Annotated in this window: 23 protein-coding genes; 9 read left to right on the forward strand and 14 right to left on the reverse strand. The window is 72.1% G+C overall.

Annotated features, from left to right (window positions below):
• Positions 1 to 125: 125 nt before the first annotated feature.
• Positions 126 to 1355 carry a penicillin-binding protein activator gene (locus tag ACP56T_RS02955; RefSeq protein ID WP_430910618.1) on the forward strand — a complete coding sequence of 410 codons (1230 nt, stop codon included), beginning with the start codon at positions 126 to 128 and terminating at the stop codon, positions 1353 to 1355.
• A gap of 7 nt (positions 1356 to 1362) precedes the next feature.
• Here ACP56T_RS02955 and ACP56T_RS02960 read toward each other — a convergent pair whose 3' ends face one another.
• From ACP56T_RS02960 to rph, 4 genes are all read right to left on the reverse strand, one after another.
• Positions 1363 to 2193, reverse strand: a complete 831-nt coding sequence (locus tag ACP56T_RS02960) for an EamA family transporter (protein WP_430910619.1) — start codon at positions 2191 to 2193, stop codon at positions 1363 to 1365.
• 9 nt (positions 2194 to 2202) lie between these two features.
• Entirely contained in the window at positions 2203 to 3384 is a 1182-nt protein-coding gene (gene hemW / locus ACP56T_RS02965) for a radical SAM family heme chaperone HemW (protein WP_430910620.1), read from the reverse strand.
• A 217-nt stretch (positions 3385 to 3601) separates the two neighbouring features.
• The gene (rdgB, locus tag ACP56T_RS02970; protein WP_430910621.1) at positions 3602 to 4231 is read right to left on the reverse strand and encodes an RdgB/HAM1 family non-canonical purine NTP pyrophosphatase; all 630 of its coding nucleotides are present in this window, start codon (positions 4229 to 4231) and stop codon (positions 3602 to 3604) included.
• The gene (rph, locus tag ACP56T_RS02975) at positions 4228 to 4941 is read right to left on the reverse strand and encodes a ribonuclease PH (protein ID WP_430910622.1); all 714 of its coding nucleotides are present in this window, start codon (positions 4939 to 4941) and stop codon (positions 4228 to 4230) included. Before rph ends, rdgB begins: the two co-directional genes overlap by 4 nt.
• Positions 4942 to 5078: 137 nt before the next feature.
• Here rph and hrcA point away from each other — a divergent pair, with 137 nt between their 5' ends.
• Positions 5079 to 6170 (forward strand): heat-inducible transcriptional repressor HrcA, encoded by a 1092-nt coding sequence (hrcA, locus tag ACP56T_RS02980; RefSeq protein WP_430910623.1) that lies wholly within the window; start codon positions 5079 to 5081, stop codon positions 6168 to 6170.
• Between the two features lie 6 nt (positions 6171 to 6176).
• Here hrcA and ACP56T_RS02985 read toward each other — a convergent pair whose 3' ends face one another.
• Positions 6177 to 6935 carry a DUF1236 domain-containing protein gene (locus ACP56T_RS02985; RefSeq protein WP_430910624.1) on the reverse strand — a complete coding sequence of 253 codons (759 nt, stop codon included), beginning with the start codon at positions 6933 to 6935 and terminating at the stop codon, positions 6177 to 6179.
• A 113-nt stretch (positions 6936 to 7048) separates the two neighbouring features.
• Between ACP56T_RS02985 and ACP56T_RS02990 the strand changes: the two genes are divergently transcribed.
• Positions 7049 to 7933, forward strand: a complete 885-nt coding sequence (locus ACP56T_RS02990) for an alpha/beta fold hydrolase (protein ID WP_430910625.1) — start codon at positions 7049 to 7051, stop codon at positions 7931 to 7933.
• Positions 7934 to 8059: 126 nt separating this feature from the next.
• The gene (locus tag ACP56T_RS02995; protein WP_430910626.1) at positions 8060 to 9412 is read left to right on the forward strand and encodes an MFS family transporter; all 1353 of its coding nucleotides are present in this window, start codon (positions 8060 to 8062) and stop codon (positions 9410 to 9412) included.
• Positions 9413 to 9537: 125 nt separating this feature from the next.
• On the opposite strand, the gene ACP56T_RS03000 is transcribed toward ACP56T_RS02995, so the two are convergent.
• Complete coding sequence (locus ACP56T_RS03000; protein ID WP_430910627.1) at positions 9538 to 10086, reverse strand: superoxide dismutase family protein; 549 nt, start codon at positions 10084 to 10086, stop codon at positions 9538 to 9540.
• Between the two features lie 94 nt (positions 10087 to 10180).
• On the opposite strand from ACP56T_RS03000, the gene ACP56T_RS03005 reads away from it, so the two are divergent.
• From ACP56T_RS03005 to ACP56T_RS03015, 3 genes are all read left to right on the forward strand, one after another.
• Positions 10181 to 10927, forward strand: coding sequence for a TlyA family RNA methyltransferase (locus ACP56T_RS03005; protein WP_430910899.1), 747 nt, complete (start codon positions 10181 to 10183; stop codon positions 10925 to 10927).
• A 5-nt stretch (positions 10928 to 10932) separates the two neighbouring features.
• Positions 10933 to 12165 carry a class I SAM-dependent RNA methyltransferase gene (locus ACP56T_RS03010; RefSeq protein WP_430910900.1) on the forward strand — a complete coding sequence of 411 codons (1233 nt, stop codon included), beginning with the start codon at positions 10933 to 10935 and terminating at the stop codon, positions 12163 to 12165.
• 73 nt (positions 12166 to 12238) lie between these two features.
• Positions 12239 to 12526 carry a hypothetical protein gene (locus tag ACP56T_RS03015; protein ID WP_430910628.1) on the forward strand — a complete coding sequence of 96 codons (288 nt, stop codon included), beginning with the start codon at positions 12239 to 12241 and terminating at the stop codon, positions 12524 to 12526.
• A 16-nt stretch (positions 12527 to 12542) separates the two neighbouring features.
• Here ACP56T_RS03015 and ACP56T_RS03020 read toward each other — a convergent pair whose 3' ends face one another.
• Genes ACP56T_RS03020 through ACP56T_RS03045 form a run of 6 tightly spaced genes read right to left on the reverse strand, consistent with a single transcriptional unit; the run spans position 12543 to position 18625 of the window.
• The gene (locus tag ACP56T_RS03020) at positions 12543 to 13289 is read right to left on the reverse strand and encodes an SOS response-associated peptidase (protein WP_430910629.1); all 747 of its coding nucleotides are present in this window, start codon (positions 13287 to 13289) and stop codon (positions 12543 to 12545) included.
• A 22-nt stretch (positions 13290 to 13311) separates the two neighbouring features.
• A complete protein-coding gene (locus tag ACP56T_RS03025; protein ID WP_430910630.1) occupies positions 13312 to 14316 on the reverse strand; it encodes a magnesium transporter CorA family protein in 1005 nt (334 codons plus the stop codon).
• 28 nt (positions 14317 to 14344) lie between these two features.
• Positions 14345 to 15205 (reverse strand): SDR family oxidoreductase, encoded by an 861-nt coding sequence (locus tag ACP56T_RS03030; protein ID WP_430910631.1) that lies wholly within the window; start codon positions 15203 to 15205, stop codon positions 14345 to 14347.
• A complete protein-coding gene (locus tag ACP56T_RS03035) occupies positions 15202 to 16065 on the reverse strand; it encodes an SDR family NAD(P)-dependent oxidoreductase (RefSeq protein WP_430910632.1) in 864 nt (287 codons plus the stop codon). Before ACP56T_RS03035 ends, ACP56T_RS03030 begins: the two co-directional genes overlap by 4 nt.
• Complete coding sequence (locus ACP56T_RS03040) at positions 16062 to 16829, reverse strand: enoyl-CoA hydratase-related protein (RefSeq protein ID WP_430910633.1); 768 nt, start codon at positions 16827 to 16829, stop codon at positions 16062 to 16064. The genes ACP56T_RS03035 and ACP56T_RS03040 overlap by 4 nt, the downstream gene beginning before the upstream one ends.
• Positions 16830 to 16858: 29 nt before the next feature.
• Complete coding sequence (locus ACP56T_RS03045; protein WP_430910634.1) at positions 16859 to 18625, reverse strand: acyl-CoA dehydrogenase; 1767 nt, start codon at positions 18623 to 18625, stop codon at positions 16859 to 16861.
• A gap of 164 nt (positions 18626 to 18789) precedes the next feature.
• Between ACP56T_RS03045 and ACP56T_RS03050 the strand changes: the two genes are divergently transcribed.
• On the forward strand, positions 18790 to 19815 hold the full coding sequence (locus ACP56T_RS03050; RefSeq protein WP_430910635.1) for an L-threonylcarbamoyladenylate synthase: 1026 nt from the start codon (positions 18790 to 18792) through the stop codon (positions 19813 to 19815).
• Positions 19816 to 19986: 171 nt separating this feature from the next.
• Here the strand turns inward: ACP56T_RS03050 and wrbA are convergent, their stop codons facing one another.
• A complete protein-coding gene (wrbA, locus tag ACP56T_RS03055) occupies positions 19987 to 20586 on the reverse strand; it encodes an NAD(P)H:quinone oxidoreductase (RefSeq protein WP_430910636.1) in 600 nt (199 codons plus the stop codon).
• Between the two features lie 147 nt (positions 20587 to 20733).
• Here wrbA and ACP56T_RS03060 point away from each other — a divergent pair, with 147 nt between their 5' ends.
• Positions 20734 to 21609 carry a LysR family transcriptional regulator gene (locus ACP56T_RS03060; RefSeq protein ID WP_430910637.1) on the forward strand — a complete coding sequence of 292 codons (876 nt, stop codon included), beginning with the start codon at positions 20734 to 20736 and terminating at the stop codon, positions 21607 to 21609.
• 26 nt (positions 21610 to 21635) lie between these two features.
• Here ACP56T_RS03060 and ACP56T_RS03065 read toward each other — a convergent pair whose 3' ends face one another.
• Positions 21636 to 22631: a matrixin family metalloprotease gene (locus ACP56T_RS03065; protein WP_430910638.1), complete on the reverse strand. Its 996-nt coding sequence runs from the start codon at positions 22629 to 22631 to the stop codon at positions 21636 to 21638.
• Between the last annotated feature and the right edge of the window lie 87 nt (positions 22632 to 22718).

The following is a 22718-nucleotide window of genomic DNA, read 5'->3' on the forward strand; positions in this document are numbered from 1 at the left end:
GCGGCGGCGCGCGGAATTTTGGCCGCGCGATTTTGCCGATCTGTGTCCCGCCGCGACTTTTCGCGCGGGCGCCGTCGTGGCTTCATGCACGGATCGGTTGCGTAACGTTTTCGAGGAGGCCCGGCATGGCGCATGCCCGACCGCTGAACGGACCCGTGCGAGGCATCCTCGCGGCGCTAGTCCTCGCGGGGCCGCTCGCCGGCTGCATCGGCGGCCCGGAGGGGGGACGCGCCGCCCGCCCCGCGCCCGCGCCCCGCGCGGATCTCGCCCCCGGCCCCGAGACGCCCGCCGCCGCGCCTTCCCCAGGAAAGATCGGCGCAGGCAGCGTGAAGGTCGCGCTGGTGGTGCCGCTCTCCGGCCAGGGGGCGGCGCTGGGCGCGGCCATGCGCAACGCCGCCGAGCTCGCCATGGAGGAGTTCCAGCAGCCCGACATCCAAGTGCTGGTGCGCGACGACCGGGGCACCCCGGACGGCGCCCGCGAGGCCGCCCAGGGCGCGCTCGCGGATGGCGCCGAGATCGTGCTCGGGCCGCTCTTCGCCGCCAATGTCCAGGCCGCCGCCGCGCCCGTTCGCGCCGCCGGCAAGCCGGTGATCGCCTTCTCCACCGATGCGGGCGTCGCCGCGCGCGGGGTCTATCTCCTGAGCTTCCTGCCGCAGGCCGAGGTCGACCGCGTGGTCGACGAGGCGGTGGCGGGCGGCCGGCGCTCCTTCGCGGCGCTGATCCCGGAGAACGCCTACGGCAACGCCGTCGAGGCGCGCTTCCGCGAGGCGGTTGCGCGCAAGGGGGCCCGCGTCGCGGGGCTGGAGCGCTACGCCCCGGGGGACGCGGGGCCGGCCATCGGGCGGCTCGCGGGGGTCATCACCGGCCCGGCGGCGCAGGCGGACGCGCTGTTCGTGCCCGAGACCCCGGACGGGCTGCCGGGCGTCGCCGCCGCGCTCTCGAAGGCCGGGTTCTCGCCGGCACGGGTGCGCCCGATCGGAACGGCGCAGTGGAACGACCCGCGCGTGTTCTCGCTGCCGGCCCTCCAGGGCGGCTGGTTCGCCGCGCCCGATCCCGCCGGGTTCTCGGGGTTCGCCGGACGCTACCAGGCCCGCTTCGGCGCGAGCCCGCCGCGCGTGGCCTCGCTCGCCTACGACGCGGTCTCGCTCTCGGCGGCGCTCAGCCGGCAATACGGCTCGCAGCGCTTCGCGGAGACGACGCTCACCGGGCCTGCCGGGTTCTCCGGCATCGACGGCACCTTCCGCTTCCAGCCGGAGGGCCTGAGCGACCGGGCGCTCGCCGTCTACGAGATCCGCAACAACGCCACCGTGCCGGTGAAGCCGGCGCCGCGCCTGCTGGCGAAATCGGGCACCTGAACCCTCTTCAGCCGTGGCCGATCAGCACGGCGCCCACCGCGATCACGCAGGAGGCGACGATGCGGTTCACGGTGAGGGTCTCGCCGAGGAAGATGCGGCCGAGGAGCACCGCGAAGACCACGCTCGTCTCGCGCAGCGCCGAGACCGCCCCCATGGCGCCCTTCTGCATGGCCCAGATCACCACCGAGTAGGCCGCGATGGAGATGGTGCCCCCGGCGAGCGCCATGCCGAGCTGCTTCGGCTTGCCCGCGAGCGCCCTCGCGCCGCGCCGCGCCACCAGCCACGCCGGCAGCACCAAATGGAAGCAGAACATCGCCGCCGTGTAGGCGAGCCAGTCGCCGGAGACGCGCACGCCGAGCCCGTCCACCAGGGTGTAGCCGGCGATGGTGGTGCCGGTGGCGAGCGCCGCGAGGAGCCCGGCCCGCCCGACCCCGCCGCGCGCCAGGGCGAGCGCGATGATCCCGCCCGAGACCAGCGCCACGCCGATGGCGGCCGAGAGCGGCAGCAGCTCGCCCGCGAGCAGCGCCGCGCCCACCGAGACCAGCGCCGGCGAGGAGCCGCGCGCGATCGGGTAGGTCTGGCCGAGATCGCCCGAGCGGTAGGTCAGCACGAGCAGCGCGTTGTAGAGGATGTGCAGGAGGCCCGAGAGCACCACCAGCGGCAGGCTCTCCCTGGACGGCAGGCCGACCCAGAGGCAGACGGCGAGCCCGATCGCGCCCGGCGCGATGTTCATCACGCCCATCGACCAGAAGCGGTCCTCGCCCCCGCGCAGCAGCGCGTTCCAGCTTGCATGCAGCAGCGCGGCGAAGAGGACGAGGGCGACGACGGAAGGGGCCATTCCGGGGGCTCAGGCGGCGAGGGTCGCGACGAGGGCGTTCAGCACCGGCGCGCCGCGCGGGGTGGCGGCGATGCGCCCGCCCTCCAGGCGCCGGACCAGCCCGTCGCCGACGAGCGCGTCGAGCCGGGCCGCGTCGAGCGGGCGGCCCTTCAGCGCGGCGTAGCGGGCCGGATCGATGCCCTCCGCGAGGCGCAGGCCCATCATCAGGAACTCGTCGCCCTGGTCGGAGGCGGCGATGGTCTCGGTCTCGACGACGCCGTGGCCGTCGCGCTCGACGCGGGCGAGCCACGCCTCCGGCGCCTTCTCGGTGACGGTGCCGAGCCTGTCCGCGCCGGCCACCAGCCGGCCATGGGCGCCCGGCCCGATGCCGGCATACTCGCCATAGCGCCAATACAGCAGGTTGTGGCGCGACTGCGCGCCGGGCCGCGCGTGGTTCGAGATCTCGTAGGCGGGTAGCCCGGCGGCCTCGCAGACCTCCTGGGTCACGTCGTAGAGGGCGCGGGCGGCGTCCTCGTCGGGCGGGGTCAGCCGGCCGGCGGCGGCGAGCCCGTGGAAGGGCGTGCCGGGCTCGATGGTGAGCTGGTAGAGCGAGAGATGCTCGGCCGCCCGCGCGATCGCCTCCCTCAGCTCGGCCTTCCAGGCGTCGGGCGTCTGGTCCGGGCGGGCGTAGATCAGGTCGAAGGAATAGCGCTCGAAATGGGCGGCGGCGGTGCTCACGGCGGCCATCGCCTCCTCGGCGGTGTGCAGGCGGCCGAGGCTCTTCAGGGAGGCGTCGTCGAGCGCCTGCACGCCCAGCGAGACGCGGTTGACGCCGGCCTCCCGGTAGCCGCGAAAGCGGGTCGCCTCGACGCTGGTGGGGTTGGCCTCCAGCGTGATCTCGGCGTCGGGCTCCATGCTCCAGGCGCCTGCCACCGCGTCGAGCAGGCCCGCGACGGTCCTGGGGGACATCAGCGAGGGCGTGCCGCCGCCGAGGAAGATGCTGGAGACGCGGCGCCCCGGCGTGCGCGCCGCCACATGCGCGATCTCTGCGCGGAAGGCCGCCAGAAACCGCGCCTCGTCCACCGGCGCGTGGCGGACATGGCTGTTGAAGTCGCAATAGGGGCACTTCGAGGCGCAGAAGGGCCAATGCAGATAGACGCCGAACCCCGCGTCGCGGGTCGGATGGTCGGGGGCGACCGGCGCCGCTCCCACCCCTCTCCCCGCGGGCGGGGAGAGGGCTTCCTGCCCCCCTGCCGGGGCAGGAAGCGAGGCGTCAGCCGATGGTGAGGGGGCAAAGCCGAAGGAGTCTCTTCCGTTCATCCCCCTCACCCTCGCTTCGGCTTTGCCTCCGCTTGCCGAATGCACGACGAGGTGCACCCGGCCCTCTCCCCGCCTGCGGGGAGAGGGGCGCGGTACGGCAATCGCTGAGTCATTCCACCCGAGTCAGGCACGCCTCGGCGAGGGTGACGAAGGCGCGCGCCCGGTGCGAGAGTCCCTTGCCGGTCCGCCAATCGACGCCGTGCTTCTCCTCGGACGACATCTCTCCGAAGGTGCGATCGTGCCCGTCCGGCCGGAACATCGGATCGTAGCCGAATCCGGCGGTTCCGCGCGGCGCCACGAGGTCGCCGAAGACCCGGCCCTCGAAGAGTTCGGTGTGGCCGTCCGGCCAGGCGACGACCAGAGCCGAGACGAAATGCGCCCGCCGGCTCGTGGCGCCGCGCTTCTGCAACTCCGTCTCGATCCGGGCCATGGCGCCGGCAAAGTCCTTCGTCGGGCCAGCCCAGCGGGCGGAAAAAAGCCCCGGCGCGCCGTCGAGCGCATCGACGCAGAGGCCGGAATCGTCGGCGAAGGCCGGGAGGTTCGCGGCCGTGGCGGCGGCGAGCGCCTTGATCGCGGCGTTCTCGGAGAACATCGTGCCGGTCTCGTCGGGCTCGGGCAGGCCGAGCTCGCCGGCCGAGACCGCCGCGACCCCGAACGGCGCCAGCAACTCGCGCATCTCCACGAGCTTGCCGGCGTTGTGGGTCGCGATGACGACCTTGCCGGTGAGTTTGCGGCTCATGCGAGGGCCTGCTTCTGGAGGGCGACGAGCTGCTCGATGCCGCCGCGGGCGAGCCGCATCAGCTCCAGCAGCTCGGCCTCGGTGAAGGGCTTGCCCTCGGCGGTGCCCTGCACCTCCACGATGCCGCCCGTGCCGGTCATGACGAAGTTGGCGTCGGTCTCGGCGGCCGAGTCCTCGGCGTAGTCGAGATCGAGCACCGGCACGCCCTTGTAGATGCCGCAGGAGACCGCCGCGACATGGTCGCGCAGCGGATCGACCGAGATCATCGAGCGGCCGCGCATCCAGGCGAAGCACTCGTGCAGCGCCACCCAGGCGCCGGTGATCGAGGCGGTGCGGGTGCCCCCGTCCGCCTGGATCACGTCGCAATCGACGGTGATCTGGCGCTCGCCGATGGCCGGCAGGTTGGTGACGGCGCGCAAGCTACGGCCGATGAGCCGCTGGATCTCCTGGGTGCGGCCGGAGGGCTTGCCCGAGTTCACCTCGCGCCGGGTGCGCTCGTGCGTGGCGCGCGGCAGCATGGAATACTCGGCCGTCACCCAGCCCTTGCCGGAGCCGCGCAGCCAGTGCGGCCCGCGCTCCTCCAGGGAGGCCGTGCACAGCACCTTGGTGTTGCCGAAGCTGACGAGGCAGGAGCCTTCCGCGTAGCGCGCCACGGCGCGTTCCAGGGTCACGGGCCGGAGGGCGTCGCTCTCGCGATTCGAGGGTCGCATCGGTCTCTCCGGGCGATTTCGGGGTCCGCGCTCTTAAGCGGGGAGCCCGCTCCGGGCAAGGCGAAGGCGGGATGCGGCGATGCCGGGGATTGTCTGCCGGGCGGCGGATCGACACAATCGCCCGCCAGGATGACAGCGTGACCGAGACCCCCCGCCCCTTCCCGTTGCCGTCGCAGGCGCTGGCGGCGCTGAGCGAGCGCTCCCGAGAGATCTTTCGGCAGATCGTCGAGAGCTATCTCGCCAACGGCGAGCCGGTGGGCTCGCGCAATCTCGCGCGGCTGCTGCCCATGGGGCTGTCGCCGGCCTCGATCCGCAATGTGATGTCGGATCTGGAGCATTCCGGGCTGATCTTCGCGCCCCATACCTCGGCCGGGCGCCTGCCCACCGAGCAGGGCCTGCGCTTCTTCGTGGACGCGATGCTGGAGCTCGGTGATGTCGGCCGGGAGGAGCAGGAGCGGATCGAGGCGCAGATGCGCGCCGCCGCCTCCCGCCACACCTTCGATTCCGCCCTCGCGGAGGCGTCGAGCCTGCTGTCGGGCGTCTCGCGCGGGGCCGGGGTGGTGCTCACCACGAAGTCGAACGTGAACCTGAAGCATATCGAGTTCGTGCGCCTCGACGTCGACCGCGCCCTGGTGGTGCTCGTCTCCGACGACGGCTCGGTGGAGAACCGCCTCGTCGACCTGCCCCCCGGCCTGCCGGCAAGCGCGTTGCAGGAGGCCTCGAACTACCTCAACGCGCGCCTGCGCGGGCTCACCATCGGGGGCCTGCGCGCCGAGATCGAGGCCGGGCGCCAGGCGATGAAGCGTGAGCTCGACGCCCTCACCGAGCGGCTGGTGGATGCGGGGCTCGCCACCACCGTCGGCCCCTCGGACGCGCGCCAGCTCATCGTGCGAGGGCAGGCGAACCTGCTGGAGGACCTGCGCGCGGTGGAGGACCTCGAGCGCATCCGCCTGTTGTTCAACGATCTCGAGACGCAGAAGGACGTGATCGACCTGCTTGCCCGCGCCGAGGGCGCCGAGGGCGTGCGCATCTTCATCGGCTCGGAAAACAAGCTGTTTTCGCTCTCCGGCTCCTCGATGATCGCGGCGCCCTTCCGCGACGGCTCGCAGAAGATCGTCGGCGTCGTCGGCGTCATCGGCCCGACGCGGCTGAACTACGCCCGCATCGTGCCGATGGTCGACTACACCGCCCGCGTCGTCTCGCGGATGCTCGACGGCGGGCGGTCGTAGCGGCGGTCAGGCCGGGATCACGTCGATGATCTCGTAGGTGTCCGGGTCGATGATGAGGATGTCGTCCTCGACCAGGATGTAGCTGTATCCCCGGTAGGCCGGCACGATGCCGAGGATCGCCGCCGGCAGGGTATGCAGCACGATCGAGCGCGGGATCGCGGTGCCGACGCTCACGCGGAAGTTCACGTCGCGCACCCTGCCGACGCCCGAGCGCGTGATCGACTGGCGGAACTCCGTGCGCTGGCGGGTGTCGAGCCGCTGGGCCGCGCCGCGCGCCTCCCCCCGGCCCGCGCCGCCATGCGCCCCCGGACCGCCCTCGCGGCCGGGACCCTCGGCGCCCCGCTGGGCCCCGCCCTTCTCCTGAGCCGCGCCCTTCGCTCCTGGGCCGCTCTCCTGCGCGGCTCCGGCCTTGCCCGGCTGGGGGCCGGGCTGGCCGGGCTGCGCCTTGCCGGGCGCCGGCTCGCCGCGCTCGGGACCGGGGCCGCCCGCCCCCTTCATGCCGGGCTCGCCGCCCTTCATGCCGCCGGGCTCCGCGCCGCCGCCGCGCATGCCCCCGCCCTCGCCGCCGCGCATCCCGGCGCCGCCCTCGCCGCCGCCCTTCATGCCGCCGGCGCCCCCGCCCGGCCCCGCCGCGGGGCCCGCGCCGCCCGGTCCGGCGCCCGTGCCGGCGGGGCCGGCCGCGCCCTGGGCGAAGGCCGTGGTCGCGCCGGCGGCGATGATCGTGGCGGCGACGGTGTTGCGGAGTATGGTCCCGATGCTGCTCATGGCGTGGCCGTTTCCTCTGCCTGTCTGACGCCGTCTGGCGTCATTCTCCGGCCCGCAACGAGGAGCTACGGAAAACCGTTCCGCCGTTCGCCGGCTCACACGCGAAGAAGCCCATGGGCGCCATCACCACCCGCACGATCGAGGCGAACGGCCTGCGCTTTGCCGTCGACGAGGCCGGAGAGGGGGACGACGTGGCGCTGCTGCTCCACGGCTTTCCCGAGAGCCGCTACTCCTGGCGGCACCAGCTCCCGGCGCTGGCCGCCCTCGGCTGGCGGGCGGTGGCGCCCGACCTGCGCGGCTACGGCGAGACCTCCCGGCCGCCGGAGCGCGCGGCCTATCGCATGGAGCATCTCGTCGCCGACGCGGGCGCGCTGTTCGACGCGCTCGGCGCCCGGCGGCGGCTTCTCATCGGGCACGACTGGGGCGCCCTGGTCGCCTGGAGCTTCGCGATGGCGCGCACCCGGCCCCTCGACGGGCTGGTGGCGATGAACGTGCCGCACCCGGCGGTCTTCCGCGCGGTGCTGCGGCGCTCCTGGGCGCAGCGGCGGCGCTCCTGGTACGTCGCCTTCTTCCAGATCCCGCGCCTTCCGGAGTGGTTCCTCACCCGCAACCGGGCGCGGGCGGTGGGGCACGCCTTCACCGGCATGGCCGTCGACAGGTCCGCCTTTCCGCGCGAGGTGACGGAGCGCTACCGGCAGAACGCCCTGCTGCCCGGCGCGATGAGCGCGATGCTCGCCTATTACCGCACCAATCTCGGCCTGCTCGCGCGGGGCGGGGGCGCCAGCCCGACGATCGAGACGCCGACGCTGCTGATCTGGGGCGAGGAAGACAAGGCCCTCGGCCTGGAGCTGACCGAGGGCTACGACGGCCTCGTGGAGGATTTCACCCTGCGCCGGCTGCCGAACGTCTCGCACTGGGTCCAGCAGGAGGCGCCCGAGGCCGTCAACGCCGCGCTCGGCGATTGGATGAGGTCGCGCGGGCTCGCCCTGCTCGCGTGACACCTCACCTGAGCCTTTCCCCATCAAAGCCGTGTGCGGCCTTGTGGATTCGGTTTGCCGAGGCGTAACCTCCGCTCACGGGAAACGGGCCGCGACGACGGCTTAACCAGAGCGCAGGAAACGCCCATGTCCGACTCGATCGCGATCGAGCCGTCCGCCGCCGATGTCGCGGCCGACCGCCGCCGCCGGATCAAGGCGATCTTCGCCTCCTCCTCCGGCAACCTCGTCGAGTGGTACGACTTCTACTGCTACGCCTTCTTCGCCCTCTATTTCGCCCCGGCCTTCTTCCCCGAGGGCGATTCCACCAGCCAGCTCCTGAAGAGCGCGGCGGTGTTCGCGGTGGGCTTCTTCATGCGGCCCATCGGCGGCTGGCTGTTCGGCCGCATCGCCGACCGGCTCGGGCGCCGCACCTCCATGGTGATCTCGGTGCTGATGATGTGCGCCGGTTCGCTGTTCATCGCCATCCTGCCGACCTACGCGCAGGTCGGCGCCCTCGCGCCCGTGCTGCTGCTGCTTGCGCGCATGCTCCAGGGCCTCTCGGTCGGCGGCGAGTACGGCACCAGCGCCACCTACATGAGCGAGGTCGCGCTGAAGGGTCAGCGCGGGTTCTTCGCCTCGTTCCAGTACGTGACCCTGATCGGCGGCCAGCTCCTCGCCTCCCTCGTCCTCGTCGGGCTGCAATATGCGATGACGGGCGACCAGTTGAAGAGCTGGGGCTGGCGCATCCCCTTCGTGCTGGGCGCGCTCGCCGCGATCATCGCCATGTATCTGCGGCGCTCGCTGGCCGAGACGGCGACCGGCGGCGACAAGGAGAAGGCCGGCACCTTCCCCGAGCTGTTCAAGCACTGGCGGGCGTTCTGCGTGGTGCTGGCCTACACGGCCGGCGGGTCCTTGAGCTTCTACACCTTCACGACCTACATGCAGAAATACCTCGTCAACACCTCGCACATGGACAAGAACGTCGCCTCGCAGGTGATGACCCTCGTGCTGCTGGTCTACATGCTGATCCAGCCGATCTTCGGCGCCCTCTCCGACAGGATCGGCCGCAAGGCGAACATGCTGCTCTATAGCGGCCTCGGCACGCTCATGGTGGTGCCGCTCATGCACGCCATCGGCGACAACAAGGACCCCTACGTCGCCTTCGGCCTCATCATCATGGGTCTCGTGGTCATCAGCTTCTACACGGGCATCAGCGGCATCGTGAAAGCCGAGCTCTTCCCGACCCATGTGCGGGCGCTCGGTGTCGGCCTGTCCTACGCCATCGCCAACTCGCTGTTCGGCGGCACAGCCGAGGCCGTCGCCCTGTGGTTCAAGCAGGAGGGCAGCGAGAGCACGTTCTTCTGGTACGTGACCGTGATGCTCGCCGTCGCCTTCGTCGGCTCGGTCATCATGCCGAACCCGAAGAAGCACGGCTATCTCGACGGCGATGGCACCGTCGAGGAGGCGCTCGGCGCCAAGCCCCGCCTCGCCGCCGCCTGAGCGCCCTCTCCTCCCCCTTGCGGGGAGGAGGCAGAGGTGGGGGTGGTGCCGAGGCACCGGCCGAGGTTTTCTCGGCACGACCCCCATCCTCGATCCTTCCCCGCAAGGGGGAAGGAAGCAGCCGCCTACTTGATGACCGCGCAGCCGATGCGCGGGCCGGCGCCTCCGATGGGCTGGGTGGTGTGGTCGTCCTCCTTGGCGTGGATGACCAGCGCCGAGCCGTCGCCGTCCTTGAGGCCGCCCTCGCCCGTCAGCGGCGTCTCGGTGGAGACCTCGGCGTTCACGGAGCCGTCCGCGTTGGCGAAGACGTTGGGCAGGTCGCCCTCGTCGGGGCCGTCGGGGTTGAGCAGGCCGTGCTTGCTCTGGTCGTGGTTCACATGCGCCTTGGACTTCTCGAACTTCTCGGTGTCCGAGCAGTCGCCCACCGCGTGGAAATGGATGCCGTGCCAGCCGGGGGGCAGGCCGCCGGCCTTGATCGCGACGCGCATCACCAGGGAGTTGGCGCCGTCCCGCAGGCTGATGGTGCCGATGCTCTCGCCCTTGCCATTGGTGATCGGGCTCTCGTAGGTCTGCGGCGGAGCCGGCGGCGCGGATGCGGCGGGCGCCTCCGGCGCTTGCGCGAAGGCGGGCCCTGCGGCCGCGAGGGCGACGACGAGGGTTGCGAGACGTGTCATGCGATGGCTCTCCTCTCCACTGCCGCCTAGGTAGGCCCGACACCCCCGCTTCGACAGGGTGCGGCCACCAAGCGGGACCGATGATCGGACGGTGATGCATCCGGAACGCATGAGGGCCGACCGCCTGCTGGTGGAGCTCGGCCATTTCGACACCCGCGCGCGGGCGCAGGCCGCCATCGAGGCCGGCCGGGTCACGGCGGACGGGCGCCCCGTCGCCCGCGCCTCCGACCGGCTGGAGCGCGGCGCGCGGATCGAGGCGAGCGCCGCCCACCCCTTCGTCTCGCGCGGCGGCGTGAAGCTGGAAGCGGCGCTGGACGCCTTCGGGCTCGACCCGCGCGGGCTTTCCTGTCTCGATGTCGGCGCCTCGACAGGCGGCTTCACGGACCTTCTCCTGAAACGCGGCGCGGCCCGTGTCTGCGCCGTCGATGTCGGCCGCGACCAGCTCCACGCCTCCTTGCGGGACGACCCGCGCGTCATCTCGCTCGAGGGCACCGACATCCGCAACCTCGGCGCGGCGGCGCTGCCCGCGCCGGCGCAGTTCGTGTCGATCGACGTGAGCTTCATCTCGCTCCGCCTCGTGCTGCCAGCGGTCGTTCCGCTGATGGCGCCCGGCGGCGTGCTCGCGGCGCTGGTGAAGCCTCAGTTCGAGGCCGGCCGCGACCGCGTCGGCCGGGGCGGCATCGTGCGCGACCCCGCCATCCACGACGCGGTCTGCGCGGAGGTCTCCGCCTGCCTCGCCGGGCTCGGGTTCACGATCCTCGGCTTGATCCCCTCGCCCGTCGAGGGCGGCGACGGCAACCGCGAGTTCCTCGTCGGCGCCCGCCTCGGAGGCATAGCGTGAGCGCGATGGAAACGGTCCTGATCGAGCGGCTCGGCAGCCGGGGCGATGGTATCGCCGCCGACGGTACGGCGGTGGCCTACGCGCTGCCCGGCGAGCGCGTGGCGATCGAGCGCCGGGGGAGCCGGGGCGAGCTCGTGTCCGTCGAGACGCCCTCGCCGGAGCGGGTCGATCCGGTCTGCGCCTATGTCGGCCGCTGCGGCGGCTGCGCCGTCCAGCATCTCGCCCCCGAACCCTATGCGGCCTGGAAGCGCGGGCTCGTCGTCCAGGCCCTCGCACAGGCAGGTCTCGGCAACGCGCCCGAGCCGCTGCGCGACGCCCATGGCGAGGGCCGCCGGCGGATCACCCTCCATGTGCGCGACGGCGAGGCCGGCTTGATGGCAGCCCGCAGCCATGACCTCGTTCCCATCGACCATTGCCCGATCACGGTGCCGGCCCTGCATCGCGCGCCCGCCCTGGCCCGTGCCCTCGCGGGCCCCCTCGGCCACGGCCGCGCCAAGCCTCTCGACGTAGCGGTGACGGCGACGGAGGCCGGGCTCGATGTGGACCTGCGCGGCCACGGCCCGGTGAGCGATCCCGTCCGCGCCGCCCTCGGCCGGCTGGCCGAGGAGCACGATCTCGCCCGCCTGGCGCTCCACGGCGATCTCGTGGTCGAGCGCCGCCGCCCGACCCTGGCGACGGTTGCCGGCCGGCTCTCGCCGCCCCCCGGCGGGTTCCTTCAGGCCACGGAGGCGGGCGAGCGCGCCCTGGTCGAGATCGTCCTCTCGGCCCTCGACAAGCGCGTGAAGCGGGTCGCGGACCTGTTCTCCGGCTGCGGACCCTTCACCCTGGCGCTCGCGGCGGGGCGCGAGGTCCATGCGGTCGAGGGCGACGCGGACTCGCTGCTCGGGCTCGACCGCGCGAGCCGTGCCGCGACCGGGCGCCATGCGATCACGAGCGAGCGCCGCGACCTCTTCCGGCGCCCGCTGCTGCCCCTCGAACTCGACCGGTTCGACGCCGTGGTGATGGATCCGCCGCGCTCCGGCGCCCAGGCGCAGGCGCGCCAGCTCGCCCTCTCGAAGGTGCCGCTCGTGGTCTCCGTCTCCTGCGATCCGGGCACTTTTGCGCGCGACGCAGCCACGCTGGTCGAGGGTGGCTACCGGCTGGAGAGCGTGAGCCCCGTCGATCAGTTCCGATATTCGGCCCATGTCGAATGCGTCGGCGTCTTCAAGCGCGAGCCGGTGAAGCGGCGCAGGCTTTGACCTCGCCGAATTGTTCCATTCCGCACTGAACCGTGGCGGTCGCCGGGCGTTGGTCCGGCGTCGGAGGTCCGCCATGCCCGCCCATCGCACCACGCTCGCCCTCGTCGTTGCCCTCGCCGCCGCCCCGGCGGTCGTTCAGGCGCAGGAGCCCACGGCCCGCGCCATCGACCAGACCGGCACGGGAGGCGGCCCCGCGAGCACGATGACCGCCCCGAACACCAACTCGCTCGGCGTGACCAAGCCGCCGGGCGGTGGCGGCGTCTCCACCGCCGGTCCCTCGGCCGAGAGGATCTCGGAGCGCGACCGCCGCGAGAAGGCCAAGAACGACCGGATCGCCAACAGCATCTGCCGAGGCTGCTGACCGCCGCCACGCGGATTCAGAACAGGCTGCCCTGCGCGTCGTCGTCAGGCGGCGGCGCCCTTTCCGCATCGCTCGCTGGGGCATACGATCCCGCGGGCTCGATCAGGCCGGCATCGTCGTTGCGGGCATCGTTGACCCTCGCTCCCACGGGATCGAGGCGCAGCCATTCGTCCGGGCAGGGACGGCAGAGGCGCAGCGCCTCGACCGGCCCTGCGGCGAGACCGTCGAGCCAAGTCGCGACGGTCTCGGGCGCGAGGATCACCGGCATGCGGTCATGCACGGCGGCCATGGTGCCGTTGGCGCCGGTGGTGACGATCGCTGCCGTATCCACCTCCGAGCCGTCCGCCGAGGCCCAGGTCTCCCACAGGCCGGCGAGGGCCATGGGCGCTCCGTCCCGCCGCCGGACGGCGAAGGCCGTGCGCACCGCCTTGCGGCCCTCTCCCTCGCGCCGCCATTCGTAGAAACCGTCCGCCAGGAAGACGCAGCGCCGGTGCCGCAGGGCGTTCTTGAAGCTCGCCTTCTCCGCGATCGTCTCTGAGCGGGCGTTGATGACGAGGGGGAAGTCGCGCGGGTCCTTGAGCCAGCCCGGCCAGAAGCCCCAGCGCATCAGCCGGAAATGCCGCTGGCCGCCCTCCTGGATCACCACGGCGACGGGCTGCGTCGGCGCCACGTTGTAGCGGGGCGGGAAGTTCGGCAACTCCGGGTAGCGGTAGAACGTCCGGTACGTCTCCGGGGCGCCGGCGACGAAGAATCGGCCGCACACGGCGCCTGTCCTCAGGCCGCGCTCAGAGCCACTTCTTCCAGCGGAAGAAGGCGTAGGGCAGCACCGCCGCCACCACCATCATCACCACCGCCATCGGGTAGCCGAAGGACAGATCCAGCTCGGGCATGGCCTTGAAGTTCATGCCGTAGATCGAGGCGATCAGCGTCGGCGGCATGAACACCACCGCCATGACCGAAAACAGCTTGATGATGTTGTTCTGCTCGAGGTTGACGAGGCCCAGCGTGGCGTCGAGCAGGAACTGGATCTTGGTGGAGAGGAAGGTCGCGTGCTCCTCCAGGGACTGGAGGTCGCGCAGCGTCGAGCGCACGTCCTCGCGCAGCTCGCGCGGGGCCTTGTTGGTGCGGTAGTTCGCCGAGAGGGAGAGCAGGATGCGCTCCATGGAGACGAGGCTCTCGCGTTGCTTCGAGATCAGGTCGCCGTGGCGGCCGAGGGCGCGCAGCGTGTCCTGAAGGGCGGTGTTGCGGGCGGATGGGTCGGCCTGCGCCTCGAAGATCTTGCCGGAGAGCCGGTCGATGCGCTCGCCCTGGAGCTGGAGCACGTCGGCGGCGCGGTCGATCACCGCCTCGATCAGCCCGGCGAGGATGGTCTCGCCGGACGGCGCGGCGGCGGGTCCGGCGCCTGTCGTGCGCCCGGCCCGCATGGCGTACATGCGGAACGCCTGCGGCTCCTCGTAGCGCACGGTCACGAGCCGGCTGCCGCGCAGGATGAAGGTGATGCCGGCGAGCCCCGGTTCCTCGGATTCGCTGATCTTCGAGAGCACGCGGCCCGTCATGTAGCGGGCGCCCTCCTCGACATAGAGGAGCTCCGAGGGCTCGATGTCCTTCATCTCCTCGCGGGTGGGCACCTGGATGCCCATGAACGCCTCGACCTTGAGATCCTCCTCCCGCGTGGGCCGGATCATGTCGAGCCAGACGGTGCCCTCGGGGATCGGATCCTGAAGCTCGAGGGCCTGGCGGTCGAGAAGGGCCTGGCCGGTGCCGGCGACGGGTTGGTGGATGAAGATCAAGCGACTTCACTCGGAGCGGGCGCGCCCGTCAGGCGAGCGCGTTGGGTGGCGGTACGTTCGCATCCGGCACGAAGAAGTCCGGCGCAAGGGGGATGCCGGGTGTGACGCGGTATTGTGTGAAGTCCGTGACACCCTGCTCGGCGAGGAAGCTGTCGTCGATGAGGAAGCGCCCCGTCACCTCGCGCGAGGGCATGAGGAAGAGCGCGTGCGCGGCGTCCGCCATGATCTGAGGCGTGCGGCTCGCCTGCATCAGGGCCTCGCCGCCGAGGAGATTGTTCACCGCCGCCGTGGCGATGGTGGTGCGCGGCCACAGCGCGTTCACCGCGATGCCCTGCCGGCGCAGCTCCCCCGCAAGCCCGAGCACGCACATCGACATGCCGAACTTGGCCATGGTGTAGGCGAGATGCGGGGCGAACCACTTCTCCTGCATGTCGAGCGGCGGCGACAGCATGACGATATGCGGGTTCTCGGCCTTGGCGAGATGGGGGATCGCGTATTTCGAGACCATATAGGTGCCGCGCGTGTTGATCTGATGCATCAGATCGAAGCGCTTCATCTCGGTCTGGGGCGTCGGCGACAGCGAGATCGCGCTGGCGTTGTTCACCACGATGTCGATGCCGCCGAAGGTCTCCGCCGTCTTCGCGATGGCAGAGGCGACGCTCTCCTCCTCGCGGACATCCACCACCAGCGGCAGCGCCCTGCCGCCGGCCGCCTCGATCTCGGCGGCGGCGGTGTGAATGGTACCTTCCAGCTTCGGGTGCGGCGTGTCGGTCTTGGCGGCGATGGCGATGTTGGCGCCGTCGCGCGCCGCCCGCAGCGCGATGGCGAGGCCGATGCCGCGCGAGGCCCCGGTGACGAACAGGGTCTTGCCTTTCAGGGTGCCGGTCATGCGCTTGCTCCGTCGGGATCGATGTGGAACCGGGGCGGCCGCGTGCCGTCCGCGTCGGTGAAGCCGTAATGCCGGGCGAGGTCGCCCGCGTGCAGGACTTGGCCCGCCCGCTCCGCCACGGCCGGGTCGGCGGCGAGGGCCGCGAGCGCCCGGCCGGCATAGAGCGGGCTCTCGGTGGCGCGGTCGGCATGGCCGAGATCGACCACCCGCTCCGTGCGCACGAAGCCCGGCGAGAGCGCCAGAGCCGTCACCCCGTGCGGGCGCAGCTCCTCGGCGCAGGCGAGCGCGAGCCGGTTCGTCGCCGTCTTGGCGAGGTCGTAATAGACGTCGCCGAGATAGCCCTCCTCCGTCCCGAACGAGACGAAGGCGAGGAGCCCCGACTTCGCCGCCACCATGGCCGGCGCCACGGCGCGGGCGAGGAGCAGCCCGGCATAGGGCCCGCCCCGGAGGAAGCCGCCGAACGGCTCGGCCGAGCGGCGCCAGAACGGCGTGCCCCAGGCGGCGCCGTCCGGGTAGCGCTCGCCGTCATATCCCTCGTTGCCGCTCCAGACGCTCGACACCGCCACGTCGATGCGGCCGAAACGGCGCAGCGCCCAGTGGACGAGTTCGTCCACGGCCCGCTCGCTGGTGTGGTCGCAGAGATAGTGGTGGCCCTCGCCCCCGGCCGCGTCGACCTCGCGGGCGGTGTCCTCGACGGCCTCCGGCCGCATCTCGGTACGCGGACCGGTCTCGCTGGAGCGCGCGGTGACGATCACCGTCGCCCCCGCCTCCCCGAGCCCCCGCGCGATGCCGCGCCCGACACCGCGCGAGGCCCCCGCGACGAGGCAGACCGTCTTGGACAGCGGCTTCGGATCGGTCACGCCGAAGCGGCCGGCTTGGCGCGGGACAGGAACGCGCGGAAGCGCTGCTGCGCCTCGTCCGAGCGCAGCCGCTCGTCGAAGGCCCTCGCCTCGGCCTCCAGCGCCGCCTCGACCTCGGCCTGATCGCCGCGAATGAGGGCGCGCGTGGCCTGCACGGCGCCGCGCGGCAGGGCCGCGAGCCGGGCCGCTTGGGCCATGGCGTGCTCCACCAGCATGTCGGAGGGGATCACCGCGTTGGCGAGCCCGAGGGCGAGCGCCGCGTCGGCGTCGAAGGCCTCCGAGAGCAGCAGCATCTCGGTGGCCTTGAGCCGTCCGACCCGGCGCGGCAGCAGGTAGCTCGACGCGGCCTCCGGTACGAGGGCGAGCTCCACGAAGGGCATGCGGAAGCGCGCCGCCGGGCTCGCGTAGACGAGGTCGCAATGCAGCGTCAGCGTGGTGCCGATGCCCACCGCGATGCCGTCCACCGCCGCCACCATCGGCGTGCGGGTGCGGGCGAGCTGGCGGATGAAGGTCAGCGCCGGCATCTCGCTGAAGGCCCCCGAGGCGGAGGCCGCGAAATCGGCGATGTCGTTGCCGGCCGAGAACGCTCCCGGCAGCCCGGCGAAGAGCACGGCGCCGACATCCCCCGACGCATCGGCCGAGGCCAGCGCCTCGCGCATGGCGTCGTACATGGCGCCCGTAAGCGCGTTCTTCTTGTCGGGCCGGTTGAGCCCGATCAGCCGGACCCCGCCGTCGAAGTCCCGGACGGTGACGTGCTCGCTCATGTCGCTTTCCCTTCCGGATTCCGCCCCGTCTAGACCGCGAGGATCGCGGCCGCGTCGCCGACGAAGCCGCCGCCCTCGATCACCGTCTGCTCCAGTCCCCCGGCGGCGGTCAGCAGGTTCTCGGCGAAGAACCGCGCCAGCGCGATGCGCGCGGAATCCGCCGGATCGTCGGAGCCCTCCTTGAGTGCCCGGCTCGATGCGAGCCCGGCGGCGGCGAGGCAGGCCGCGCCCTGGGCCAGCCCGAACAGGCGCAGGTAGGGGGTGGCGCCGGCGAGCGCCTCCTCCGGCCGGTTCGAGCGCAGGGCCGCGAGCTGGAAGCTCGTCGCCCGGTCGAGGCTCTCGATCCCCGCCCGCAGCCGGGCGGCGGTGTGGCCGAAGCCCGCGTGGCCGTCCTTGAGCACGCCCTCGGCGACGGCGCGCATGGCGGCGATCTGGGCCCGCGCGGTGGCGCCTTCGTTCAGAGGCAGCTTGCGCTGGACCAGATCGATGGCCTGGATGCCGTTGGTGCCCTCGTAGATCGCCAGGATGCGGGCGTCGCGCATGTGCTGGGCGGCCCCGGTCTCCTCCACGAAGCCCATGCCGCCATGCACCTGAACGCCCAGCGAGGCGACCTCGTTGGCGATGTCGGTGGCGAACGCCTTGGCCACCGGGGTGAGCAGCGAGGCGCGGTCATGCGCGGCGCGGCCCTCGGGGCCCTCGGCGGCGTCCAGGGCGGCGGCGGTGAGGTAACAGATGCCCCGCGCGGCATCCGTGAGGGCCTTCATGGTGAGCAGCATGCGCTGCACGTCCGGGTGCGCGGCGATGGGGCTCGACCCTTCGGCAGAGCCCGGCGCGCGGCCCTGCCGGCGCTCATTGGCATAGGCGATCGCCCGCTGGGTCGCCGCCTCGGCGGCGCCGACGCCCTGGAGGCCGACATTGAGCCGGGCGGAGTTCATCATCGTGAACATGCAGGCGAGCCCGCGATTCTCCTCGCCGACGAGCCAGCCCGTCGCGCCGCCGGCATCGCCGAAGGCCATGGAGCAGGTGGGCGAGCCGTGGATGCCGAGCTTGTGCTCGAGCCCCGAGCAGCGCAGGTCGTTGCGCGACCCGTCCGGCAGGATCTTCGGCACCAGGAACAGCGAGATGCCGCGCGTGCCGGCCGGCGCGTCCTTGAGACGGGCCAGCACGAGGTGGACGATGTTGTCCGCCAGGTCGTGCTCGCCGTAGGTGATGAAGATCTTGGCGCCGGTGATCGCGTAGCTGCCGTCGCCCCTGGGCTCGGCGCGGGTGCGCAGCGTTGAGAGGTCCGAGCCGGATTGCGGCTCGGTGAGGTTCATGGTGGCGGTCCACTCGCCGGAGATCAGCTTGTCCAGATACGCCGCCTTGAGGGCGTCGGACCCGTGCGCGGCGAGCGCCTCGATGCCGCCGGCCGTGAGCAGCGGGCACAGGCCGAAGGCGAGGCTCGCGCCGTTCCACATCTCGTTGCAGGCGGCGCTCAGCAGATGCGGCAGTCCCTGGCCGCCATGCTCGACGGGAGCGCCGAGCCCGTTCCAGCCGCCGTCGACGAAGGCCTGGTAGGCCGTGCGCCAGCCCGGCGCCGTGGCGACCTTGCCGTCCGTGAGCTTGGCGCCGTAGCGGTCGCCGGCACGGTCGAGGGGGGCGATCACGGAGCCGGCGAGCCGCGCGGCCTCCTTCAGCACCGCCACCGCGTCCTCGGGTGCGAGGTCGCCATGGGCGCCGGCGGCGATGGCCGCGTCGAGCCCGGCGACATGCCGCATGGTGAACGCCATCTCGGCGACGGGCGGCCGGTAGCTCATCGATGTCCTCCCCGCCGGTTCCCGGCATGTGCTTCGCCAGCCACCGCGATTTGACGGGCGGCATCGGCCGACGTTAGGCCGGATGCCGAGCCTCGTCCCACGCGCGACCGATCGGCGGCTTAAACGGAACGACTCGCCCCGTCATCGCCGGAGATAGTTTATATATGAACGATCTCGGGTCAATGCCCCTCGGCGCCATGCCCGGCGATGCGCGGCCCGAGACGACCCGGATCGTGCGGGCCGATACGGAGGGGATCGCGCGGACGGCGGAGCTGCTGCGCGCGGGCCGGCTCGTCGCCTTCCCCACCGAGACGGTCTACGGCCTGGGCGCGGATGCGACGGACCCGGCCGCCGTGGCGCGGATCTTCGCGGCCAAGCAGCGGCCCCGCTTCAACCCGCTGATCTCCCATCTCCCCCGCGTCGCGGCTGCGCGACAGGAGGGCGCGTTCGATGCCGCCGCCGAGCGCCTCGCCGAAGCCTTCTGGCCCGGTCCCCTGACCCTGGTCGTCCCGGCCGCCCGCACCACCGAAATCTGCGATCTCGCCCGCGCGGGTCTCGCCAGCGTGGCCCTGCGCGTGCCCGGCAGCGCGATCGCCCGCGATCTCCTGGCGGAGGTCGGGCGCCCGGTGGCGGCGCCGTCGGCCAACCGTTCGGGCCGAATCAGCCCGACGAGCGCCGAGCATGTCCGCGCCGATCTCGACGGCCGCATCGCCGCGATCCTCGACGGCGGCCCCACCGAGGTCGGCGTCGAATCGACTGTGGTGGCCTGCCTCGGTGGGCCCCCGCGCCTGCTGCGGCCCGGCGGCGTGACTCGCGAGGCGCTGGAGGCGGTGCTCGGCGAGCCCCTCGACGCTCCTTCGGACTCCGATAAGGAGCGCCCGGCCGGGCCGGGGCTGCTCGCCTCGCATTACGCACCGCGCGCCCGCGTGCGGCTGGGCGCCGAGAGCATCCGGCCGGGCGAGGCGGCGCTGCTGTTCGGCGGCGCGCGGCCGCCAGGCCTTTCGGACGCAGCGGCCTGGATCGACCTCAGCGAGCGCGGCGACCTCGCCGAAGCCGCCGCCGCTCTGTTCGCGTCTCTGCGCTTCCTCGACGCGGCCGGAGCGGCGACCATCGCCGTGGTGCCGATCCCAAGCGAAGGGCTCGGCGAGGCGATCGCGGACAGGCTGGGCCGGGCTGCCGCTCCCCGCTGAGAAGTACCGGCCCGGCCGCCTCGAAAAAATGCGGCGAAAAAAACATGCCGCCCTTGGGAACGTCCGGGTCCGCATGCCCGTTGATAGGTCACGAAGGCCCACTCAGCCCCCAAGGGCCTTTTTCCTTCAAGGCTCGGAGCGATCCGAGCCTTTTTCTTTGTCCGCTCGCCTTCAGGCGGCGAGCTTGGCGGCGATGCCGGCGACGTGCTTGCCCTGGAACTTGGCGCCGTCGAGCTCCACCTGGCTCGGCTGGCGGCTGCCGTCGCCATCCGCGAGGGTGGTGGCGCCGTAGGGCGATCCGCCCTTCACCACGTCGACGCCCATCTGGCCCTGGAAGGCATAGGGCAGCCCGACGATCACCATGCCCTGGTGCAGCAGCACCGTGTGGAAGCTCGTGATCGTGGTCTCCTGGCCGCCATGCTGGCTCGCGGTGGAGGTGAACACCGAGCCGACCTTGCCGACGAGCTTGCCCTGCGCCCACAGGCCGCCGGTCTGGTCGAGGAACTGCTTCATCTGCGCGGCCATGTTGCCGAAGCGGGTGGGCGTGCCGAAGATGATCGCGTCGTAATCGGCGAGCTCGTTCGGCGAGGCGATCGGCGCCTGCTGGTCGAGCTTGTAGTGGAACTGCTTGGCGACCTCCTCGGGCACCAGCTCGGGCACCCGCTTCACGCTCACCTCGGCCCCCGCCTCGCGGGCGCCTTCGGCGGCGGCGTGGGCGAGCTGCTCCACATGGCCCCAGGACGAGTAGTACAGCACCAGAACCTTCGCCATCGCATGTCTCCTTCGGCGCGTGTCGTCGCCGGCCGGCGGGCCGGGTCGTCGTCCCCCTGATATCGCGCGCCCCGGCCTTTGCGAAAATGCCCTCGTCTGCAAAACCATCTTTGCAACGATGCAAGGTTTGCCGCGCGAGAATGCCGGATGGGCCTGTCCTGGGACGATTTCCGCCTCGTGCGGGCCATCGCCGATCGCGGCGGCCTGACGCCGGCCGCCGTGGCGCTCGGCATCAACCACTCCACCGCCTTCCGCCGGCTGGCGGCGATCGAGGCGGCGCTGGACGCACGCCTGTTCGAGCGCCACCGCTCCGGCTACGTGCCGACCCTCGCGGGGGAGGCCGTCGCCTCCGTCGCCGCGCGGATGGAGGAGGACGTCGCCCGCGTCACCCGCGAGGTGGCCGGGCGGGCGCAGGCCCCGGCGGGGGAGCTGCGCGTGACGGCGGCGGCGAGCTTCGTGTCCACCATGCTGATGCCGCTCTTCGCGGGCTTTCGCGCGCGCTACCCGCAGGTCCGCATCGAGATCGTCGCGGCCGAGACAGCGCTGAACCTGTCCCGGCGCGACGCGGACGTGGCGATCCGGGCGAGCGCCTCGGCGCCCCCCAATCTCGTCGGCAGGCGGATCGCGGAGATCGCCTGGGCCGTCTACGGGCGCGCCGAGGACGGGCCCGATCTCGCGGGGCGCGACTGGGTCTCCCCCGACGAATCCGTGGCCGGCGACATGATCGCCCGCTTCGTGCGGGCGCGCGCCGCCCCCGAGCGCATCGTGCTGCGGATCAACACCGTGCAGGGGCTCGCAGAGGCGGTCGAGGCCGGCATCGGGATCGGCCCCCTGCCTTGCATCCAAGGGGACACGAGGTCCGGCCTGATGCGGCTCGGCGGCATCGAGCCCGAGATCGCCAGCAGCCTGTGGCTGCTGACCCATCCCGAGCTGCGTCAGGCTCCCCGCGTGCGCGCCTTCATGGATTACGCCGCCGACCGGCTGGTGGCGCTGCGCCCGCTCATCGAGGGGCGGACGAGGTAGGGAAGCGCCTCCCGATCCGGTGCCGTTCAGGCCAGCAGGGTCGCGGCGTTCGGAAGGTGGACCGTCAGGCCGGGGCCTTCGTCCACCCACCCGCTGCCCACCGCCCCGTGCCGGATCCCATCGGCCTCCGCCTGACCGACGGCGAAATGGTGGACGCCGAGGGCGGCGTTGTAGAAGCGCTCCAGCGTCACCCCGCCGCTGCCCGCGTCGGCCGGGGTCGCATAGGCTTCGAAGGCGATGCCCTCGTAGCGGTAGGACGGCAGGTTGCGGATGATGGCGTCGCGCTCGACGAGGTCCGTCGTATACACATGGTCGCCGGTGGTCGGATTGAAGAACCGGAACACGTCGAGCGTATGCGCCCCGGCGTCCGGCGTGGACCACTGAGCGCCTTCGTAGCTGTAGGACGGCAGGTTGCGGAGGATGCTGTCGCGCTCGGCGACGTCCGTCGTGTAGAAATGGTCGTGGGTCGCGGCGTTGTAGAAGCGGAACACGTCGTGCATCCCCGCCGTCTGCGAGACGCCGGGCGATCCCGCTCCGTAGAGCGCCTGGACCCCGCCGATATCCGACCCGGTGAGATCCGTGACGGAGCGGTTGAGATAGGCGTTCATGATCGCCGGAGCGTCGTTGTAGTGGTCGAGCCCGATGGCGTGGCCGATCTCGTGCAGCGCGACGGGGAACAGGGCGATGCTGTCGTTGCTGACGACGCCGCTCGCCGCGGCATGCCAGCCCTCGCCGCTGTCGAAGGTGATACGCGCCGAGGTGAAGCTTGCGCCCCGATAGGAGTAGCTCGTCTGGGCGAGGGTGTTGTCGAGACCGTCGATGGCGGTTTCGCTGAAGGAGATGTTCGCCGCCGAGACCGACGCGGCTTGCAGGAAGGTGATGCCGGCGTGGGAGGTCCAGTCGGCGAAGGCGCGCGCGATCTCGCTGACGAAGGATGTCGGCACCGACGTGTCGACGGCCCAGGTGACGACAGCTCCGGCGCCCGAGCCCCAGTGGGGCCCCTCCAGGACATAGTTCGCCATCGGTTCCACCTCCCCGTTGCGCCGGAGCGTGCCCGGCGTCCGTTAAGGGACGCTTAATACCTCATTGCGCCCTCGAACCGCCTGCGG

Origin of the sequence: Methylobacterium endophyticum (assembly GCF_050591105.1) — a bacterium.
Lineage (GTDB): Bacteria > Pseudomonadota > Alphaproteobacteria > Rhizobiales > Beijerinckiaceae > Methylobacterium.

Excerpts from the sequence above, each read along its gene's own strand:
- ACP56T_RS02955 (WP_430910618.1), top strand. The coding sequence starts at position 126 with ATGGCGCATGCCCGACCGCTGAACGGACCCGTGCGAGGCATCCTCGCG.
- ACP56T_RS02960 (WP_430910619.1), bottom strand. The coding sequence starts at position 2,193 with ATGGCCCCTTCCGTCGTCGCCCTCGTCCTCTTCGCCGCGCTGCTGCAT.
- rdgB (WP_430910621.1), bottom strand. The coding sequence starts at position 4,231 with ATGAGCCGCAAACTCACCGGCAAGGTCGTCATCGCGACCCACAACGCC.
- rph (WP_430910622.1), bottom strand. The coding sequence starts at position 4,941 with ATGCGACCCTCGAATCGCGAGAGCGACGCCCTCCGGCCCGTGACCCTG.
- ACP56T_RS02985 (WP_430910624.1), bottom strand. The coding sequence starts at position 6,935 with ATGAGCAGCATCGGGACCATACTCCGCAACACCGTCGCCGCCACGATC.
- ACP56T_RS02990 (WP_430910625.1), top strand. The coding sequence starts at position 7,049 with ATGGGCGCCATCACCACCCGCACGATCGAGGCGAACGGCCTGCGCTTT.
- ACP56T_RS02995 (WP_430910626.1), top strand. The coding sequence starts at position 8,060 with ATGTCCGACTCGATCGCGATCGAGCCGTCCGCCGCCGATGTCGCGGCC.
- ACP56T_RS03000 (WP_430910627.1), bottom strand. The coding sequence starts at position 10,086 with ATGACACGTCTCGCAACCCTCGTCGTCGCCCTCGCGGCCGCAGGGCCC.
- ACP56T_RS03005 (WP_430910899.1), top strand. The coding sequence starts at position 10,181 with ATGCATCCGGAACGCATGAGGGCCGACCGCCTGCTGGTGGAGCTCGGC.
- ACP56T_RS03010 (WP_430910900.1), top strand. The coding sequence starts at position 10,933 with ATGGAAACGGTCCTGATCGAGCGGCTCGGCAGCCGGGGCGATGGTATC.
- ACP56T_RS03015 (WP_430910628.1), top strand. The coding sequence starts at position 12,239 with ATGCCCGCCCATCGCACCACGCTCGCCCTCGTCGTTGCCCTCGCCGCC.
- ACP56T_RS03030 (WP_430910631.1), bottom strand. The coding sequence starts at position 15,205 with ATGACCGGCACCCTGAAAGGCAAGACCCTGTTCGTCACCGGGGCCTCG.
- ACP56T_RS03040 (WP_430910633.1), bottom strand. The coding sequence starts at position 16,829 with ATGAGCGAGCACGTCACCGTCCGGGACTTCGACGGCGGGGTCCGGCTG.
- ACP56T_RS03045 (WP_430910634.1), bottom strand. The coding sequence starts at position 18,625 with ATGAGCTACCGGCCGCCCGTCGCCGAGATGGCGTTCACCATGCGGCAT.
- ACP56T_RS03050 (WP_430910635.1), top strand. The coding sequence starts at position 18,790 with ATGAACGATCTCGGGTCAATGCCCCTCGGCGCCATGCCCGGCGATGCG.
- wrbA (WP_430910636.1), bottom strand. The coding sequence starts at position 20,586 with ATGGCGAAGGTTCTGGTGCTGTACTACTCGTCCTGGGGCCATGTGGAG.
- ACP56T_RS03060 (WP_430910637.1), top strand. The coding sequence starts at position 20,734 with ATGGGCCTGTCCTGGGACGATTTCCGCCTCGTGCGGGCCATCGCCGAT.
- ACP56T_RS03065 (WP_430910638.1), bottom strand. The coding sequence starts at position 22,631 with ATGGCGAACTATGTCCTGGAGGGGCCCCACTGGGGCTCGGGCGCCGGA.